General features: G+C 75.9%; 13 protein-coding genes, 1 tRNA gene and 1 pseudogene. 13 read left to right on the top strand and 2 right to left on the bottom strand.

From position 1 onward, the window contains the following. The 5 genes and pseudogenes from KVT14_RS14565 to KVT14_RS14545 all read left to right on the top strand — a co-directional run. Positions 1-899: pseudogene (locus KVT14_RS14565) on the top strand (hypothetical protein); the annotation flags it as partial. Positions 900-993: 94 nt separating this feature from the next. Further along, positions 994-1,545 carry a hypothetical protein gene (locus KVT14_RS14560; protein WP_217616322.1) on the top strand — a complete coding sequence of 184 codons (552 nt, stop codon included), beginning with the start codon at positions 994-996 and terminating at the stop codon, positions 1,543-1,545. A 38-nt stretch (positions 1,546-1,583) separates the two neighbouring features. After that, positions 1,584-2,447 (top strand): thioredoxin domain-containing protein, encoded by an 864-nt coding sequence (locus tag KVT14_RS14555; protein WP_217616321.1) that lies wholly within the window; start codon positions 1,584-1,586, stop codon positions 2,445-2,447. A 146-nt stretch (positions 2,448-2,593) separates the two neighbouring features. Further along, on the top strand, positions 2,594-3,877 hold the full coding sequence (locus tag KVT14_RS14550) for an MFS transporter (protein ID WP_217616320.1): 1,284 nt from the start codon (positions 2,594-2,596) through the stop codon (positions 3,875-3,877). Between the two features lie 43 nt (positions 3,878-3,920). Further along, positions 3,921-3,994: transfer RNA gene (locus tag KVT14_RS14545), tRNA-Thr, on the top strand. 13 nt (positions 3,995-4,007) lie between these two features. On the opposite strand, the gene KVT14_RS14540 is transcribed toward KVT14_RS14545, so the two are convergent. Further along, positions 4,008-4,610 (bottom strand): sugar O-acetyltransferase, encoded by a 603-nt coding sequence (locus KVT14_RS14540; RefSeq protein ID WP_217616319.1) that lies wholly within the window; start codon positions 4,608-4,610, stop codon positions 4,008-4,010. 105 nt (positions 4,611-4,715) lie between these two features. Between KVT14_RS14540 and KVT14_RS14535 the strand changes: the two genes are divergently transcribed. The 3 genes from KVT14_RS14535 to KVT14_RS14525 all read left to right on the top strand — a co-directional run bounded on the left by KVT14_RS14535 (position 4,716) and on the right by KVT14_RS14525 (position 6,915). Next, on the top strand, positions 4,716-5,492 hold the full coding sequence (locus tag KVT14_RS14535; RefSeq protein WP_217616318.1) for a MerR family transcriptional regulator: 777 nt from the start codon (positions 4,716-4,718) through the stop codon (positions 5,490-5,492). Then, positions 5,489-6,208 carry a GPP34 family phosphoprotein gene (locus KVT14_RS14530; protein ID WP_217616317.1) on the top strand — a complete coding sequence of 240 codons (720 nt, stop codon included), beginning with the start codon at positions 5,489-5,491 and terminating at the stop codon, positions 6,206-6,208. The genes KVT14_RS14535 and KVT14_RS14530 overlap by 4 nt, the downstream gene beginning before the upstream one ends. A 113-nt stretch (positions 6,209-6,321) precedes the next feature. Next, entirely contained in the window at positions 6,322-6,915 is a 594-nt protein-coding gene (locus KVT14_RS14525) for a small multidrug efflux protein (RefSeq protein ID WP_217616316.1), read from the top strand. Between the two features lie 196 nt (positions 6,916-7,111). On the opposite strand, the gene KVT14_RS14520 is transcribed toward KVT14_RS14525, so the two are convergent. Next, entirely contained in the window at positions 7,112-8,119 is a 1,008-nt protein-coding gene (locus KVT14_RS14520; RefSeq protein ID WP_217616315.1) for a LacI family DNA-binding transcriptional regulator, read from the bottom strand. Between the two features lie 223 nt (positions 8,120-8,342). Between KVT14_RS14520 and KVT14_RS14515 the strand changes: the two genes are divergently transcribed. From KVT14_RS14515 to KVT14_RS23485, 5 genes are all read left to right on the top strand, one after another. Then, positions 8,343-9,638: an extracellular solute-binding protein gene (locus KVT14_RS14515; RefSeq protein ID WP_217616314.1), complete on the top strand. Its 1,296-nt coding sequence runs from the start codon at positions 8,343-8,345 to the stop codon at positions 9,636-9,638. Between the two features lie 7 nt (positions 9,639-9,645). Further along, a complete protein-coding gene (locus KVT14_RS14510; protein ID WP_217616313.1) occupies positions 9,646-10,665 on the top strand; it encodes a carbohydrate ABC transporter permease in 1,020 nt (339 codons plus the stop codon). Further along, a complete protein-coding gene (locus KVT14_RS14505) occupies positions 10,665-11,555 on the top strand; it encodes a carbohydrate ABC transporter permease (RefSeq protein WP_217616312.1) in 891 nt (296 codons plus the stop codon). Before KVT14_RS14510 ends, KVT14_RS14505 begins: the two co-directional genes overlap by 1 nt. Positions 11,556-11,729: 174 nt before the next feature. Continuing rightward, the gene (locus tag KVT14_RS14500) at positions 11,730-14,141 is read left to right on the top strand and encodes a glycoside hydrolase family 3 N-terminal domain-containing protein (RefSeq protein WP_217616326.1); all 2,412 of its coding nucleotides are present in this window, start codon (positions 11,730-11,732) and stop codon (positions 14,139-14,141) included. Next, positions 14,138-15,724, top strand: coding sequence for a glycoside hydrolase family 43 protein (locus tag KVT14_RS23485; RefSeq protein ID WP_217616311.1), 1,587 nt, complete (start codon positions 14,138-14,140; stop codon positions 15,722-15,724). The genes KVT14_RS14500 and KVT14_RS23485 overlap by 4 nt, the downstream gene beginning before the upstream one ends. The last annotated feature ends 32 nt before the right edge of the window (positions 15,725-15,756 follow it).

Here is a 15,756-nt window from a genome sequence, read left to right as displayed (position 1 = left end):
CGCCCGCCGCCGCGCCCGCGCCGCCGTCGGTGCCGCCGCGCCCGGCCGCGCCGTCGTCGGCCGCGCCGCCCTCGTGGGACGCGACCGGCGAGGAGGACCGGTGGGCCACGGGCGAGTCGCCGACGCAGGCCTGGGACACCCGGCCGTACGGCGCGGGCGGACCGGGGCCGGACGGCGGGGGGTACGGCGGCGCCGGGTACGGCGGACCGGCGTACGGCGACCACCCCGAGCCGTACCCCGGCGCGTGGCCCGACGGCGAGGACGCCGGGCCGCCGCCCGCCCCCGAGCCGCCGCGGCGCACCGGCACCCTGCTCGCCCTCGGGCTGCTGGCGCTGACCGGCGCCGCGGTGCGCCCCGGCGCCACGCTGCTCGTGCTCGTGCCGCTCGTGCTGCTCGCCCGGACGGTCGGGTCGGTGGCGGACGCGGTCGGCCGCCGGCGCGAGCGGGTCGGGGCCCGGCGGTCGGACCCGCTCCGCGCCGTCGCGTCCAGCCCGTGGCACCTGCTGCGCGCGCTCGTGACCCTGCTGCCCTCGCTGCTGGTCGCCGCGAGCCTCGTCGTCATCGTGCTCGGCGTCGGCTGGTGGCTCGTCGGCTCGGGCGCGCTGGCGGCCGGGCCGCTGCGCGCGGTGGACGACGCGCCCGCCCCGGAGTCGGTGGCGACGCTGCTGGTGGTGGCGGCCGCCGCCGGGCTCGCGGGGCTGTGGTGGGGGCCCGCCGCCCGGACCACCCGGGACGGGGCGCGCTGGCTGCTCGGCGGGGTGGCGCCCCGGCGCGGCGGGGCGACCGTCGTCGTGCTGCTCGCGCTGCTCGGCGCGGGGGCGCTGGTGGCGCTCGCGGCCACGGGGACGCTGGTGGACTGGGCGCCGTTCGCGGCGCCGGTGCTGCCCGTCGGGGCCTGATCGGGCGCCCCGGCGGCGCGTCTCCGCCGGATCCCCGCAGGCCGGTCACGGAAGACCCGGGTCCGGTCCAGCGGCACCCCGTACGCTGGCCGGCATGACCGGGACCGCCGCGCCGCGCGTGCCCGGCCCCGTCGCGCCCGGAGCCGCGTCCCGGCGCCGGGTGCCCCGCGCCGCCCTGCTGCCGCTGCTCACCGCGGCCGCGTCGCTGGCGGTCCTCGGCGGCGCCGCCTGGCTCGGCGCCGTGCGCACCGTCGTGCACCAGTGCGTGACGATCGACGGCCCGCTCGCCCTGCTGGGCGTCCGGCTCGCCGTGCTCCAGGACGCGGCCGACTGCCCGACGGGCGTCGCGCTGACGCCCGAGGCGTCGCACGGCGCGGTGCTCGCGCTCGGCCTCGTCCTGCCCGTCGTCGCCCTGCACGCGGCGCTCGGGGCGCTCGGCCTCGGCCTGGCCGCCCTGCTGCTCCGCGCCGCCGGCCCCGTGCGGGCCGTGCTCGGCGCCGTGCTGCACGCGCTGCCCCGGGCGGTGCGCCCCCGCCCGGCCGGCGCCCCGCGCCCCGCGCCCGCGGGCTCCTCCCACCACCCGCGCCCGGCCGTCCTGGCCCGCGCCCTGCACCCGCACCGGGGTCCGCCCGCGGCGCTCGCCTGAGCACCCGCAGCAGACCCGACCGAAGGAGAGCAGGACAGATGAGCACCACCCCGAGCCCCGGCAAGGGCCGGCCGTCGAAGAACGAGCGGCGCGACGCCGCCCGCGAGCAGGCGCGCGCCCTGCGCGAGCAGCAGGCCAAGCGCGACCGGCGCAACAGGTTCCTGGGCATCGGCATGCTGTCCGTCGCGGTCCTCGCGCTGGGCGGCGTCCTCGTCTGGGTCCTCACCCAGGGCGGCGGCAGCAGCGACGAGGCCCTGCCGGACTACCCGGACACCCCGCTGAGCGAGGTCACCGACGTGCCGAGCACCGCCCTGCCCGAGGGCGGCATCCCCGTGAGCGCCTCGGGCGTCGGCGGGGAGGTCGACGACAGCACGACCCGCGTCGACGTCTACCTCGACTACATGTGCCCCGCCTGCGGCGCCTTCGAGGAGGCGAACGGCGACAACCTCATCTCGCTCGCCTCCGAGGGCACCGCGACCGTGGTCTACCACCCGATCGCGATCCTCAACCGGTACTCGAACGGCACCGGCTACTCGACCCGGGCCGCCTCCGCGGCCGCCCTGGTCGCCGACGAGGCGCCCGGCCAGTTCGCCGCGTTCAACGAGCAGCTGTTCGCGGGCCAGCCCGACGAGGGCACCGACGGCCTGACCAACGAGGAGATCGCCTCGATCGCACGCGACGCCGGGGTGTCCGGCAGCGTCGCGGACAAGATCGCCGACGGCAGCGCGCTCGACCAGTACGGGCAGTGGGTGACGTCCGCGACCAACGACGTCACGGCGAACCCCGACCTGGTGAACGAGGCCAACGGCAGCTTCGGCACGCCGACGATCACCATCGACGGCGAGATCTGGACCGAGAACTGGACCGACCCGAACGCCCTGCTGCAGGCGGTCGGCTCCTGACCCGGGCCTGATCCCGCGCGCCGGACGGCGCGCCACCGCGCGAGGCCCCGGCGGCCCGGGCACGCACCCGGGCGCCGGGGCCTCGCGCGTCCCGGCCCGCGGGACGCCCCGGGCGGATCGCTGTAGACCGCACGTAGACTCCCGCGGTGCCCTCCCTGCTCGTGGACGTGACCCCGCTGCGCGTCAGCCCCGAGTTCCGCCGGCTGTGGTGGGGCCTCTCGGTCGCGAACCTCGGCGCGCAGCTCACCGTCGTCGCGGTGGGGCTCCAGGTGTACGAGCTGACCCGGTCGACCTTCGCGGTCGGCGTCGTCGGGCTGTGCGCGCTGGTCCCGCTGGTCGTGTTCGGCCTGTACGGCGGCGCGATCGTCGACCACGCCGACCGCCGCAAGGTCGCGCTGGTCGCGTCCGCGGTGAGCTGGGTCGCCACCGTCGGGCTGGCGATCCAGGGCTGGTCGGACAACACCCACGTCGGCGTGCTGTACGCGCTGGTCGCGCTGCAGTCCGGCACCGGGGCCGTGAACAGCCCCGCGCGGTCGGCGATCATCCCGCGCCTGCTCGAGCCACGGCTGATGCCCGCCGCGAACGCGCTGCAGACGGTCGGCTGGAACGTCGCGCTCACCCTCGGCCCGCTGCTCGGCGCCGGGCTGGTCGCGCTGCTCGACTACGGGATCGTCTACACGCTCGACGCGCTGCTGTTCACCTTCGCGTTCACCGCGCTGCTGCGGCTCCCGCCGATCCTCCCGGAGCCGTCGGAGACCCGCCGGTCCCGGGCCGGCCTCGCGTCCGTGCTCGACGGCCTGCGGTACCTGGGCACCCGGCCCAACGTCCGGATGACGTTCCTGGTCGACCTGGTGGCCATGATCACGTCGTCGCCCCGCGTGCTGTTCCCGGCGGTCGGCCTGGTCTACCTGGGCGGCGGCGAGACGACCGCGGGCGTGCTCACGGCGGCGGTCGCCGCGGGCGCCATGCTCGCGGGGCTGTTCTCCGGCGGGCTGGCGCGTGTGCGCTGGCAGGGGCGGATCATCGTCGTCGCCATCACGATCTGGGGCCTCGCCGTCGCGGCGTTCGGCGCGGTGCTCGTCGCCGCCGGGCGGTCCGCGCCGGACCACGTGCTGTGGGCCGCGCTCGCGCTGGCCGTCGTCACGCTCGCCGCCGCCGGCGCGGCCGACGCGGTCAGCGCGGTGTTCCGGCAGACGATCCTGCAGACCGCGACGCCGGACGACATGCGCGGGCGGCTCCAGGGCGTGTTCGTCGTGGTGGTCGCCGGAGGGCCCCGGCTCGGCGAGCTGCTGCTCGGCTGGCTGTCGGGCACGCTCGGCGAGGGCGGGGCGGCCGTCGTCGGGGGCCTCGCCTGCGTCGTGATCCTGTGGGTGCTCGTGCGGGCGCAGCGCGGGTTCTGGCGGTACGACGCCCTCGACCCGCAGCCCTGACCCGGCCGGTAGGCTGGGCGCCGCGCTCCCGCGGGAGCGCGACGCCTCCTTAGCTCAGCTGGCCAGAGCAGCTGTCTTGTAAACAGCAGGTCGTCGGTTCGAATCCGACAGGGGGCTCCGGACCGCCCGCTCAGCCCTCGGGCAGCAGCGACCGCACGACCCGCGCCGGGTTCCCCGCCACGACGACGTCCGGCGGCACGTCCCGCGTGACGACCGAGCCCGCGCCCACCACGGACCGCGCCCCGATCGTCACGCCCGGGCACACCACGACGCTGCCGCCCAGCCACACCCCGTCCTCGATCGTGATCGACGAGACGCGCTCCCAGCCCTGCGGGCGCAGCTCCGGGTCCAGCACGTGCGTCGGGGTGTACAGCCGGACGCTCGGGCCGATCAGCACGTCCGCGCCGATCCGGATCTCCCCGCCGCCCAGGGTCAGGAAGTCGGCGTTCACGAACGTCCGGTCGCCGAGGTGCAGGCGGTGGCCGTAGTCCAGGTAGAACGGCGGGCGGAAGTCGACGCCCTCGCCCACGGTGCCCAGCAGGTCGCGGAACAGCGCCTCCGCCGCGGCCCGGTCCTCGTCGTAGAGGGCGGTGATCCGGCGGCAGGTGCGCTGGGTGCTCGTCGTCAGGTCCGCCAGCTCGGGGCCGGACCGGTAGCGGTACCAGTCGCCGGCCACCATCTTCTCGTACTCCGTGCGGCCGTCCGCGAGCGCGGCCGCCAGGTCGAGATCCACCACAGGGTCCTCCTTCGTCGTGAGCGACGAGTCTCGCAGCCCGGGACGGCCGCCCGCCCGGGACCTCTTGACCCTGCCCCGGGGGCACGGTTTCCACTGGTCCCCATGGACGCATCCGAGGCCGCCGGCCGCGCGTGGAGCACCCGGCAGCTCGCCGAGCTGGCCGGCACGACCGTCAAGGCCGTGCGGTACTACCACGAGGTGGGGCTGCTCGAGGAGCCCGAGCGCGCCGGCAACGGCTACAAGCAGTACCGCGTGCCGCACCTGGTGCGCCTGCTGCAGATCAAGCGGCTCAGCGACCTCGGGCTGCCGCTCGCGCAGATCGCCGCGCTGTGCGGCGCGGACCAGCGGCCCGACGACGCCATCCGCGTGCTGGACGCCGAGCTCGCCGCGACGATCGAGCGGCTGCAGCGGGTCCGGGCGGAGCTCGCCGTGGTCCTGCGCGACCGCGCCCCCGTCGACGTGCCCGAGGGGTTCGCCGAGGTGGCCGGCCCGCTGTCGGAGGCGGACCGGGCCATGCTGCTCATCTGGTCGCGCGTGCTCGACGAGCGGGCCATGGCCGAGTTGCGGGACATGATGCAGACCCGCTCCGACGGGGACGACGAGTTCGACGCGCTGCCCCCGGACGCGGACGACACGACGGTGGAGGCGCTGGCCGTCCGGCTCGCCCGGGTGATCGCGGAGGCCCGCGAGCGGTACGCCTCCGTGCGCGACCCCGGCGCGTTCGGCCTGCGCGGCGCCGAGGAGGCCCGCCGCACGGTGCTGCCCGCGATGGCGCACCTGTACAACCCCGCGCAGCTGCGGACCCTGGCCCGCGCGGAGCAGATCCGGGCGCAGAGCGCGCCGGAGGACCTCGCGCCGCCCACCGAGGAGGACCGATGAGCACCGCCCCGAGCCACTCGACCGACCCGACCGACCCCGTGCCCCCGACGCTCGCCGAGGACCTGCTCCTGCTGCTGTTCGACCCCCGCAACGGGGTGTTCCACGGCGAGGGGGTGCCGCTGTTCCACGTGCTCGCCGGCGCGGTGCTCGTCGACCTCGCCGAGCAGGACCGGGTGGAGGTCGCGGCGACGCCGACCTGGCGGGGCCGCCCCGTCACGGCCCGCGGCGACGTGCCGCCCGCCGACGCGCTGCTGCGCCCCACCTGGGAGCGGGTCGCCCGCTCGCCCGTCGACGTGCAGCAGCTGATCGTCGAGACCGGGCCCGTCCTGCGGCCGGCGACCGTGGACCGGCTCGTCGAGCGCGGGCACCTGCGGCGCGAGCGGCGCAAGGTGCTCGGCCTGCTGCCCGTGACGGCGCTCGCGGACGGCGGGACGCCCCGCCGCGCGGAGCTGGTCGCCGCCGTGCGCGCCACGCTGGTCGACGGCGCCGAGCCCGACGCCCGCACCGCCGCGCTCGCGGGGCTGATCTCCGCGAGCGGTTCCCTGCCCGCGCTGCACCGCGAGATCCCGTGGTCCGGCGCGGTGCACGACCGCGGCCGGGCCCTCCAGGAGGCCGACCGCGGGACCGCCGAGGCCGCGGAGGCGGTCCGCCGCACCGTGGTCGCCGCGCTCGCGACGATGGTCGTGACCGCGACCGCCGCCGGCCAGGCCCGCTGACCCACCCCGCACCAGCCCGCCCCACCCGCGCCCCGCCAGGGCGCCGGCCACCGTGCCGGCGCCCGGGGCGCGCACGCCCGCGCACCGTCCCGCCCACCCGAGGGAGTCGCACCGTGAACCCTGTCGAGAGAGTCGTCCAGGGCCTGCAGGACCTGCTGGCCCACGTCCCCGAGCTCGTCCAGCCGCTGGTGGTCGCCCTCGCCGGCGCCGTCCCGTTCGTCGAGGGGGAGGGCGGCGCGCTGCTCGGCGTCCTCGGCGGCCTGCACCCGGTGCGGGCGGCGGTCGCCGCCGCGGCGGGCAACTTCCTGTGCGTGCTCGCCGTCGTCTCGCTCGGCTCGGGCGTGCGCGCCCGGGTCACGGCCCGCCGGGCCGCGGCGGACGCGGAGGCCGCGGCGTCGACGGGCGCCGCGTTCGTGGCGGGCGGTGCACCCGGCAGCACGGGGACCGCGACGGCCGTCGCGCCTGCCCGGCCGGAGTCCAAGGGCCGGCAGCGCCTGCGCCGCTACCTCGTCCGGTTCGGGGTCCCGGGCGCGAGCCTGCTCGGACCGCTCGCGCTCCCGACCCAGCTCACGGCCGCGACGCTGGTCGCCTCGGGGGTGCGCAAGAGCTGGGTGCTGCTGTGGCAGGCGGTGGCGATCGTGCTGTGGACGACGCTCGCGACCGTCAGCGCCTGGGCGGCCCTGCACGTGGTCCTCCCGGCCGCCTGACGGGCCCGCGCTGGCCCTGCCCGCCCGCCTGCGCCCGCCCGGCCCGCCCTGCCCGCCGCCCGCGCCCGCCGAGTGCATAGCCGACACGTCGAGTGCCTACCCAGCGGATAGGCACTCGACGTGTCGCGTAGGCACTCGACGTCCGGCGGCGCCGGGCCGGCGGCGTCGCACGCCGGGCGTGCGGCGCCGGCACCACCTAGCGGCGCGGGACCGCCGTCGTGCCGCGGACCACCAGCTGCGTCGGCAGCCGCCGGTGCTCCGCCGCCGCGCCCGGGCCGCCGTCGGCCCCGAGCAGCCCCAGCAGCATCGCCACCGCAGCCCGCCCGAGCCCCTGGATCTCCTGCCGCACGGTCGTCAGCGGCGGGGTCGTGGCGGCGGCCTCGGGCACGTCGTCGAACCCCACCACGGACAGGTCGGTCGGCACCCGGACCCCGAGGCGCGCGGCGGCGTCCAGGATGCCCATGGCGGACAGGTCGTTGGCCGCGAACAGCGCGGTCGGCGGGTCGTCGAGCGCCAGCATCGCCGCGGTCGGCGCGTCGGCCGCGTCGCGGCGGTACTCGGCCACGTGCACCAGCGCCGGGTCGACGGGGATGCCCGCCTCGGCGAGCGCCGCGCGGTAGCCCGCCTCGCGCAGCCGCGAGGACTCGAGGTCGGTGCGCCCGCCGAGGAACCCGATCCGCCGGTGGCCGAGCCCCAGCAGGTGCCGGACGGCGAGGACGGCGCCGTGCAGGTTGTCGGAGTCGACGGTCGGCAGGCCGCCCGGGCCCGCGTGCGGGTCGACGGCGACGACGGGGACCGGGGACCCGGGGTGCAGGACCGTCGGGGTCACCAGCACGGCACCGTCGATCAGGGTGCCGCTGAGGCGCGCGAGGTAGCGGTGCTCCCAGCCGGCCCGGCCGGAGCCGCCGCCGGTGTAGGCGAGCAGCGCGTGCTCGGTGTCCCGGAGGGCCGCGCCGGCGCCCTTGAGGATCTCGGAGCTGAACGGCTCGAACTCCGCGACCAGCACCCCGATGACGCCGGTGCGGTGCGAGCGGAGCCCGCGCGCGACGAGGCTCGACTCGTAGCCGAGCCGGTCGACGACGGCGCGCACGTGCGTCGCGGTGCCGGCCGCGATGCCGTCCCGCTGGTTGACCACCTTCGAGACCGTCGCCACCGAGACACCGGCCTCGCGGGCGACGTCGGTGATCGTCACCCGCTGTGCCATGGCCGTGATCCTAGGTTGCTAAAACGTTATCGACAACGGTTGACACGTCGTCGCGACGGCTGCCAGAGTCCCTCGTGCAGTCACTGATGACGAGCAGGTCCGGCCCCGGCGCAGACGCGGGGACCGGCGTCAGGAGCACGACGCGCGGCGGTCACCCGCCGACGGCGAACCGGTCCGGCCCCGGCGGGGAGGACCACGGTCAACTCAACGAAGAGGGCAGATCATGAAGGCACGGAAGACGCTGGCGGTCACGGCCGCGGCGATCGTCGCGGCCATGACCCTGGCCGCCTGCGGCGGCGGCGACTCGGGGTCCGGTGGCGAGGACGGCGGGGACGTCACCATGACGTTCTGGCACAACTCGACGACGGGCGACGGGAAGGCCTACTGGGAGGACACCGTCGCGGCGTTCGAGGAGGCCAACCCGGGCGTCACGATCAACATCCAGTCCATCCAGAACGAGGACATGGACGGCAAGCTCCAGACGGCGCTGAACTCGGGCGACGCGCCGGACATCTTCATGGCGCGCGGCGGCGGCAAGCTGGCCGACGTCGTCGAGGCCGGCCAGGCCATGGACCTGAGCGACGCGCTCACCCAGGAGACGCGCGACGCGCTCGGCGAGGCGTCCCTGGCGGCGTTCACCGTCGACGGCGGCGTGTACGGCGTCCCGACCGCCGTGCTCCCCGGCGGCATCTACTACAGCAAGGACCTGTTCCAGCAGGCCGGCATCACCGAGACCCCGACGACCGTCGACGAGCTGAGCGCCGCGGTCGACAAGCTCAAGGCCGCGGGCATCCAGCCGATCGCGCTGGGCGCCAAGGACGCGTGGCCCGCCGCGCACTGGTACTACTTCTTCGCGCTGCGCGAGTGCTCGCAGGACACCATGGCGCAGGCCGCCAAGGACATGTCCTTCGACGACGCGTGCTGGACGAAGGCGGGCGAGGACCTGCAGGACTTCGCCGGGACGGAGCCGTTCAACGACGGCTACCTGACCACCACCGCGCAGCAGGGCGCCGGCTCCTCCGCGGGCCTCATCGCCAACCACCAGGCCGCCATGGAGCTCATGGGTGCCTGGGACCCGGGCGTCATCGCCAACCTGACGCCGGAGCAGGAGCCGCTGGCCGACCTGGGCTGGTTCCCGTTCCCGGCCGTGGACGGCGGTGACGGCGACCCGACCGCGATGATGGGCGGCGTCGACGGCTTCACCTGCTTCGTGGACGCGCCCGCCGCGTGCGCCGACTTCCTCAACTTCATCGCCGAGAAGGAGAACCAGGAGGGCTACGCCGAGGCGTTCGTGACCCTGCCCGCCAGCAAGGACGCGCAGTCCGTCGTGACCGACCCGGCGCTCCAGGAGGTCCTGGCCTCCTACAACGACGCGGCCTACGTGTCCGTCTGGCTCGACACCCTGTTCGGCCAGAACGTCGGCAACGCGCTCAACACCAGCGTCGTCGAGATGCTCGCCGGCAGCGGCAGCCCCGACAAGATCGTCGAGGCTGTCAACGCCGCGGCGGCCAAGGAGTAGCAGCACCATGAGCGACTCGCAGGGCGTGGGCCCGCTGGTCATCTCGTCGCCCGAGGGTCGCTCGGCGGCCGGGGACGGTGCCGTCGTGGCACCGTCCCCGGCGCCCCGCCCGCGCCGGCGGCGCGGGAGCTGGCGTCAGCGGCTCGAGATCGGCCTCCTGTCCGGACCGGCCATCCTGGTCTTCCTGGCGTTCGTGATCTTCCCCGTCGTCATGGCGGCGTACTACGGCTTCTTCAAGTGGAAGGGCTTCGGTCCGCCGACCGACTTCGTCGGGCTCGACAACTACGTCGCGATCCTCAAGGACCCGACGTTCCACGACGCGCTGCGGCACAACGGCTTCATCGTCGTGATGTCCCTGGTCCTGCAGGGGCCGGCGGCCGTGATCCTGGCGCTGCTGCTCAACCGCAAGATCCGCGGCCGCTCGCTGATCCGGGTGCTGATCTTCGTCCCGTACGTGATCTCCGAGGTCATCGTCGGCACCGGCTGGAGCCTCATGCTCCAGACCACGGGCGCCGTGAACGACCTGCTGGAGAAGATCGGCCTGGGCGCGCTGACGGCCGACTGGCTGGCCGACCCGAAGATCGCCATCTGGTCCCTGATGCTGATCATCACCTGGAAGTACATCGGCTTCGCGGTGATCCTGTTCCTGGCGGGCCTGCAGTCGATCCCCGAGGAGCTGCACGAGGCCGCGGCGATCGACGGCGCCTCCTACTGGCAGGCGCAGCGCTCGATCACCCTGCCGCTGCTCGGCCCGACCATCCGGATCTGGGCGTTCCTGTCGATCATCGGGTCGCTCCAGCTGTTCGACCTCGTCTACATCATCTGGGGGCAGTACGTCTCCGCGACCGCCGGGACGTCGACGATGGCCACCTACATGGTGTCCAACGGCCGCCTGGCCGGGAACTACGGCTTCGGCAACGCCGTCGCGGTCGTGCTGTTCCTCATCTCGCTGGTCATCGCGCTGACCTACCAGCGCTTCGTGCTCCGCCGGGACACCGAGGGCGCGCTCACCGAGAGGAAGAAGTGATGGCCGCCACCGCGCTCCAGGCGCCGCCGCTGCCCGCCTCGCGCCCCGAGCCCCGCCGTCGGCGCGGCCGCTCGCTCGAGCGCGTCAACCCGATGGTCTACGTCGTCGCGTGGCTGCTCGTCGGGATCTGCATCGGGCCCGTCGCGTACATCGTGCTCGGCGGCCTGCGGACCAACTCGCAGATCACGGTCGACCCGGCCGGGTTCCCGACGACCTGGGAGTGGGGCAACTACGCCGAGGTGCTGACGAGCTCGCTGTTCTGGCAGCAGTTCGCCAACTCCGCGATCTGCGGGATCGCCACCACGATCGGCGTGGTGATCCTCGGCGTCATGGCGAGCTTCGTGCTCGCCCGGTACGACTTCAAGGGCCGCGGCGCGATGTACTCGCTGTTCGCGGCGGGTCTGATGTTCCCGATGACGGTCGCGATCACGCCGCTGTACATCATGATCCGCCAGCTCGGGCTGATGAACAGCCTGGCCGGCATCATCCTGCCGCAGATCGCGTTCGCGCTGCCGACGACGATCATCATCCTGGTGCCGTTCCTGCGGGCCATCCCGAAGGAGCTGGAGGAGGCCGCCTCGATCGACGGCGCCAGCCGGCTCGGGTTCTTCTTCCGGATGGTCGTCCCGCTGTCCGTCCCGGGCGTCGTCACGGTCGGCATCCTCGCGTTCGTCGCGAGCTGGAACAGCTACATGCTGCCGCTGTTCATCCTGAACGACGAGGGGCAGTACACCCTGCCGCTGGGCGTCCAGGCGTTCGCCTCGCAGTACTCCGTCGACACCGCCCGGGTGCTGGCGTTCACGTCGCTGTCGATGATCCCCGCGCTGATCTTCTTCTCGCTCTTCGAGCGGAGAATCGTCGGGGGTCTGACCGGCGCCGTCAAGGGCTGAGGCCGGCGGCGGGGCGCCCCTGCGCCGCCCCGCCGCCCCGCCCGCCACCCGCACGTCCCCGAACAGGAGCACCCCCGCGTGTCCGACACCACCGGCACCGCCGCCCCGGCTGCGGCGCCCGCCTCCGCCCGCCCCGACGCCGCACCCGCGCCCGCCGGCCCGCCCGTCCCCGCGATGCCCGTCGTCTCCGACCGGGTCCGCGACCTGCACGCCCGGATGACGCTCGAGGAGAAGCTGGCCCAGCTGGTCGGCTACTGGCTCGACCAGAACGGCACCGTCGCCCCGATGCAGTCCGAGATGGCCGCGGGCCAGAAGGACTCCGGGCAGCTGCCGGAGATCACCCGGCACGGCCTCGGCCACTACACACGGGTGTACGGCACCCGCCCGGTCGACCCGGTGGAGCGCGCGGCCTGGCTGTGGGCCGAGCAGCGCCGGCTGCAGCGCGAGACCCGGCTGGGCATCCCCGCGCTGGTGCACGAGGAGTGCCTGACCGGCCTGGCCGCCTGGCAGGCCGCGAGCTACCCGACCCCGCTGGCGTGGGGCGCGTCGTTCGACCCCGAGCTGGTGCAGGAGGCGGCCCGGGCGATCGGCGACTCGATGCGCGAGCTCGGCATCCACCAGGGCCTGGCGCCGGTGCTCGACGTGGTCGGCGACCCCCGCTGGGGCCGTGTCGACGAGTGCATCGGCGAGGACCCGTACCTGGTCGGCACCATCGGCACCGCCTACGTGCGCGGGCTGCAGGAGGCGGGGGTGCACGCGACCCTCAAGCACTTCGTGGGCTACTCGGCGTCGGCGGCCGGCCGGAACCACGCCCCGGTGAGCGCCGGGCCGCGCGAGCTGCTCGACGTGTACCTGCCGCCGTTCGAGATGGCGGTCCGCGACGGCGGCGCCCGCTCGGTGATGAACTCCTACGTCGACGTGGACGGCGTCCCGCTGGCGGCGAGCGCCGAGTACCTCACGGACCTGCTGCGCGAGCAGTGGGGCTTCGACGGCGTCGTGGTCGCCGACTACTTCGCCGTGGCGTTCCTCGAGGTCATGCATCGGGTCGCGGCCGACCGCGGCGAGGCGGCGGCGCTCGCGCTGGAGGCCGGCATCGACGTCGAGCTGCCGACCGGCGACGCGTACCTGGAGCCGCTGATCGAGCGGCTGCGCGCGGGCCTGACCGACGAGCGGCTGGTCGACCGCGCCGTGCTCCGGGTGCTGGCGCAGAAGGAGGAGCTCGGCCTGCTGGAGCCGGACGCGTTCGCGGACGAGCCGCCGGCCGAGGTCGACCTCGACTCGCCCCGGCAGCGCGAGCTCGCGCGCCGGCTGGCCCAGGAGTCGGTCGTGCTGCTGGCGAACGACGGCGTGCTGCCGCTGGCGGCCGCCGGGACGCCGTCCGCGCCCCGCCGCGTCGCCGTCGTCGGCCCGAACGCCGACCGGCCCGAGGCGCTGATGGGCTGCTACTCGTTCGCCAACCACGTGCTGGCGCACCACCCCGGTGTGCCGCTGGGCTTCGAGATCCGCAGCGTGCGCGAGGCGCTCGCGGCGGCGCTCGGGGACGGCGCCGACGGTGCCGACGGCCCCGAGGTCGTGCACGCCGAGGGCTGCGCGGTCGAGGGCGACGACACCTCCGGCTTCGCGGCGGCGGTCGAGGCGGCGGCGGGCGCCGACGTGGCGGTCGTCGTGGTCGGCGACCAGGCCGGCCTGTTCGGGCGCGGCACCGTCGGCGAGGGCAACGACGCCGAGAGCCTCGAGCTCCCCGGCGTGCAGCGGCAGCTGGTCGAGGCCCTGGTGGCGACCGGCACCCCGGTCGTGCTGGTGCTGCTGACCGGCCGCCCGTACGCGATCGGCTGGGCACTGGACGGCGAGGGCCCCCGCCCGGCCGCGGTGCTGCAGGCGTTCTTCCCCGGCGAGGGCGGCGGCGACGCGATCGCCGACGTGGTCACCGGCGCGGTGAACCCGTCCGGCCGGCTGCCGGTGTCGCTGCCGCGGTCCGCCGGCACGCAGCCGTACCGGTACCTGCACCCGGTGCTCGGCGGGCCGTCCGACGTCACGTCGACCGACCCGACCCCGGTGCGGCCGTTCGGCTTCGGGCTCGGCTACACCGACTTCGCGTACGGGGACCTCGCCGTGGACCCGTCCGTCGACTCGGCGGGCTCGTTTGAGGCAGCGGTCACCGTGACGAACGTCGGCGCCGTCGCGGGTACCGAGACCGTCCAGCTGTACGGCCACGACGTCGTCGCGACGGTGACCCGCCCGGTCGCGCAGCTGCTCGGCTACGCGCGGGTCGACCTCGCGCCGGGGGAGTCCCGCCGGGTGACGTTCCGGGTGCCGACGACGCGGCTCGCGTTCGCCGACCGCCGGCTGACCCGGGTGGTCGAGCCCGGTGACGTGCAGGTCTGGGTGGCGTCGCACGCCGAGGCGGCGGCCCGCTCGGCCGAGGTCGCCGGCACCAACGGCGCGATCCGGATGGCCCGCGCCCGCGCCGAGCGCGCGGTCGCCGGCACCGCCACGGAGCGGCGCGTGGTCGCCGTGACCGGCGGCGTGCACGAGGTGACCGCCGCCGACCCGCGCGTCGTCGAGGTGAAGGTCACCGCCCCGTGACGGCCGTCGCCAACCCGGTGCTCCCGGGCTGCCACCCGGACCCGTCGGTGTGCCGGGTGGGCGACGACTACTACCTGGTGACGTCGACCTTCGAGTACCTGCCCGGCCTGCCGGTGTTCCGCAGCCGCGACCTCGCGCACTGGGAGCCGGTGGGGCACGCGGTGCGGCGCCAGCTCGACCTGTCCGGGCTGCCGTCGTCGAGCGGGCTGTACGCGCCGACGATCCGGCACCACGACGGGCTGTTCTGGGTCGTCTGCACGCTCGTGGACCAGCGGGCCGACGGCGCGGCGGCCGACGAGCGGCGCCCCGGCCTCGGCCACTTCCTGGTGACCGCGGCCGACCCGGCCGGCCCGTGGTCCGAGCCCGCGTGGCTCGGCGGGGACGGCATCGACCCGTCGCTGTTCTTCGACGACGACGGCCGGGCGTGGGTGCTCGCGACCCGTCCCGCGCGGGAGCCGGAGTGGCCGGGCCAGACCGAGGTGTGGCTCCGGGAGCTCGACCCCGCGACCCGCGCCCTGGTCGGCGCCGAGCACGTCATCTGGACCGGGGCGGTCCGCGGCGCGGTCTGGGCCGAGGGGCCGCACCTGTACCGGGTCGGCGGGGAGTACCTGCTGGTCGCCGCCGAGGGCGGGACCGAGGTGCACCACGCGGTGTGCGTCGCGCGCGCAGACGCGGTCGAGGGCCCCTACCGCGGGAACCCCTCGAACCCGGTGCTGACCCACCGGCACCTGGGCCGCGGCGTCGACGTCGTGGCGGCCGGGCACGCCGACCTGGTCGAGGCGCCCGACGGCTCCTGGTGGGCGGTGCTGCTCGCGATGCGCACCTCCGGCGGGTACCACTACCCGCTCGGCCGGGAGACGTTCCTGGTGCCCGTGGCCTGGGAGGACGGCTGGCCCGTGCTCGCGCCCGGCGTGGGCCGGATCCCACCGGTGGTCGAGGTCCCGGAGGTCCCGGGCTGGCCCGGCGACCGGGTGGTGTCCGGCCGGCAGTCCGGGCCGGTGCCGCCCGGGGACCTCCGGTGGACGGCCGTGCGCGCCCTGCCCGGGGACGTGGCGACCCCCGCCGGCGACGGCTGGGACCTGCCCCTGCGCCCGGCGACCCTCGCCGACCTCGACGTGCCCGCGTACCTCGGGCTGCGGCTCGAGCACCCCGAGGCCGACCTGGCGGTCCGCGTCGCCGCCGACCTCGACGAGGGCGAGGAGGTGGCGCTGGCCGTGCGGCAGTCGGAGGAGGACCACGTGCTGCTCGCGGTGACGGCCGGTCCCGCGGGTGCCCGGACCGCGCGGGTGCGGCACGTGCGCGGCGGCGCCGCGGAGCGCGTGCTCGGCGAGGCCGGGCTGGAGGCGCCGGCCGACGTCGAGCTGACGCTCCGGCTGGAGGCCCGCGGGCCCGAGCTCCGGCTGCTCGCGGGCGCCGGCGACGACGCCCCGGTGCTCGTCGCCACAGCGGACGCCCGGACCCTCGACAGCGTCGCGACCGGCGGGTTCCTCGGGCTGTGGGCGGGCGTGCTCGCCACCAGCGCGGGCCGGCCGACGACGACCGTGGCGCACGTCCGGTCCGTGGTGTACTCGCCGGTGCGCTGACGCACCCGGACGACCGCACCGACGCGACCCGG

This window comes from Cellulomonas sp. GbtcB1, assembly GCF_019091725.1.
GTDB lineage: Bacteria > Actinomycetota > Actinomycetes > Actinomycetales > Cellulomonadaceae > Cellulomonas.
Note: the sequence above shows the minus strand (reverse complement) of the source record. Positions and strands in the feature narration are given on the sequence as shown.

Coding starts and splice junctions, on each gene's coding strand:
- KVT14_RS14530 (WP_217616317.1), top strand. CDS start 5,489: ATGAGCACCGCCCCGAGCCACTCGACCGACCCGACCGACCCCGTGCCC.
- KVT14_RS14515 (WP_217616314.1), top strand. CDS start 8,343: ATGAAGGCACGGAAGACGCTGGCGGTCACGGCCGCGGCGATCGTCGCG.
- KVT14_RS14500 (WP_217616326.1), top strand. CDS start 11,730: ATGCCCGTCGTCTCCGACCGGGTCCGCGACCTGCACGCCCGGATGACG.
- KVT14_RS14535 (WP_217616318.1), top strand. CDS start 4,716: ATGGACGCATCCGAGGCCGCCGGCCGCGCGTGGAGCACCCGGCAGCTC.
- KVT14_RS14560 (WP_217616322.1), top strand. CDS start 994: ATGACCGGGACCGCCGCGCCGCGCGTGCCCGGCCCCGTCGCGCCCGGA.
- KVT14_RS14555 (WP_217616321.1), top strand. CDS start 1,584: ATGAGCACCACCCCGAGCCCCGGCAAGGGCCGGCCGTCGAAGAACGAG.
- KVT14_RS14505 (WP_217616312.1), top strand. CDS start 10,665: ATGGCCGCCACCGCGCTCCAGGCGCCGCCGCTGCCCGCCTCGCGCCCC.
- KVT14_RS14520 (WP_217616315.1), bottom strand. CDS start 8,119: ATGGCACAGCGGGTGACGATCACCGACGTCGCCCGCGAGGCCGGTGTC.
- KVT14_RS14510 (WP_217616313.1), top strand. CDS start 9,646: ATGAGCGACTCGCAGGGCGTGGGCCCGCTGGTCATCTCGTCGCCCGAG.